Origin of the sequence: Streptomyces sp. NPDC006265 (assembly GCF_040613555.1) — a bacterium.
GTDB lineage: Bacteria > Actinomycetota > Actinomycetes > Streptomycetales > Streptomycetaceae > Streptomyces.
Genome location: NZ_JBEXSH010001205.1, coordinates 1 through 2,098 on the forward strand (window position 1 = coordinate 1; position 2,098 = coordinate 2,098).

The 2,098-nt window shown below is 69.0% G+C and carries 1 protein-coding gene and 1 pseudogene; both read right to left on the minus strand.

Translation table 11 applies throughout. The features are described 5' to 3' along the window. Nucleotides 1–535 (minus strand): annotated as a pseudogene (locus ABZ281_RS47095) (hypothetical protein); the annotation flags it as partial. A 189-nt stretch (nucleotides 536–724) separates the two neighbouring features. After that, the coding region (treS, locus tag ABZ281_RS47100; protein ID WP_356664736.1) for a maltose alpha-D-glucosyltransferase at nucleotides 725–2,098 on the minus strand (1,374 nt) is incomplete at its 5' end.

Genomic DNA, 2,098 nt, shown 5'->3' on the forward strand with positions numbered 1-2,098 from the left:
TGCTCATGGGTGCGGCCTCGGCCGACGTACCCGCCCTCTTCGTGCCCGCGGGGCCGATGCTGCCGGGACACTGGCGCGGTGAGACCCTCGGGTCCCGTTCGAAGCGGAGTTTGCCGATGCGGGCCTGGGTGCGCAGCGCTTCCAGGAGCAGCTCGGACGGCCTGGTGTCGTGCAGGGCGTCGTAGACCGTCCGTCCGGCCAGCGGCCCCGTCGGCACGTGTCCGATGAGCGCGGGCGCCAGCCGAGGCGGCAGCGCCTCGCGCACGCCTATCAGCAGCTGATAGCAGTCACCGGGGTGGCCGGGCGCTCCATGGGACGGCACGGCGGGCTGATGGGCGCGGACGAGCAGGTGGTACAGGCCCAGCTTGGACGTGGCCGGGAGCAGTTCGGTGGCCTCGACCAGCGTGAACCCGGTGACCGGCCGTCCCTTGCCCGCGAACCAGCGCTGCCGCGGCAGCCATTCCCGCAGCAGCGGATCCAGGGAGGCAAGGAGGCCGGGCGGGGTGGTGACGGTGCGTGTGACGGCTTCCGACATGGCGTCGCGTCCTTTCACCCATTCTTGGTGCGCCTCCGGGTGCCTGCAGCCGGCCCCGGGCGGCGCCCCTCCGGCTCACGCGGGTGGGCGGGGTGTTACTGATGCGTGCCCCGGGCGGGGCGGAGGAAACGCCCCGCCACTGGGGTTTGCGGTCCGCCCCGCGGGTCAGGCCTCAACAGGCCTCTGGCCTCACATGGTCTCCCTGCGGAGCCTGAACCAGTAGAACCCGTGGCCCCCGAGGGTCAGCAGGTACGGCAGCTCGCCGATGGCCGGGAAGCGCACCCCGCCGAACAGTTCCACCGGGTGCCGCCCCTCGAAGGCGCTCAGGTCCAGCTCCGTGGGCTGTGCGAACCGCGAGAAGTTGTTCACGCACAGGACCAGGTCGTCCCCTCCTTCCCCGGAAACGGGGGCCTCGCGCAGGAACGCCAGCACCGCCGGGTTCGTCGACGGCAGCTCGGTGTACGAGCCGAGCCCGAAGGCCGGGTTCTGCTTGCGGATCTCGATCATGCGGCGGGTCCAGTGCAGCAGCGAGGACGGCGAGGCCATGGATGCCTCGACGCTCGTGACCTGGTAGCCGTAGACCGGGTCCATGATCGTGGGCAGGAACAGCCGTCCCGGGTCGCACGAGGAGAATCCGGCGTTGCGGTCGGGCGTCCACTGCATCGGCGTGCGCACCGCGTCCCGGTCGCCGAGCCAGATGTTGTCGCCCATGCCGATCTCGTCGCCGTAGTACAGGATCGGCGAGCCCGGCAGCGACAGCAGCAGGGCCGTGAACAGCTCGATCTGGTTGCGGTCGTTGTCCAGCAGGGGAGCGAGCCTGCGGCGGATGCCGATGTTGGCGCGCATGCGGGGGTCCTTGGCGTACTCGGCCCACATGTAGTCGCGTTCTTCGTCCGTGACCATCTCGAGGGTGAGCTCGTCGTGGTTGCGCAGGAAGATGCCCCACTGGCAGTTCGAGGGGATCGCCGGGGTCTTGGCCAGGATCTCGGAGACGGGGTAGCGGGACTCGCGGCGCACGGCCATGAAGATGCGCGGCATGACCGGGAAGTGGAAGGCCATGTGGCACTCGTCGCCGCCGCTGGGATAGTCGCCGAAGTAGTCGACGACGTCCTCGGGCCACTGGTTGGCCTCCGCCAGCAGGACGGTGTCCGGGTACTGCGCGTCGATCTCCTTGCGGACCCGCTTCAGGAAGTCGTGCGTCTCCGGCAGATTCTCGCAGTTCGTGCCCTCCTGCTGGTACAGGTACGGCACCGCGTCCAGCCGGAAGCCGTCGATGCCCAGGTCCAGCCAGAACTTCAGGGCGGAGATCATTTCCTCCTGCACGGCCGGGTTCTCGTAGTTGAGGTCCGGCTGGTGGGAGAAGAAGCGGTGCCAGTAGTACTGCTTGCGGACCGGGTCGTAGGTCCAGTTGGAGGCCTCGGTGTCGACGAAGATGATCCGGGCGTCCTGGAACTGCTTGTCGTCGTCCGCCCACACGTAGTAGTCGCCGTAGGGCCCGTCGGGGTCCTTGCGCGACTCCTGGAACCACGGGTGCTGGTCGCTGGTGTGGTTCATGACGAAGTC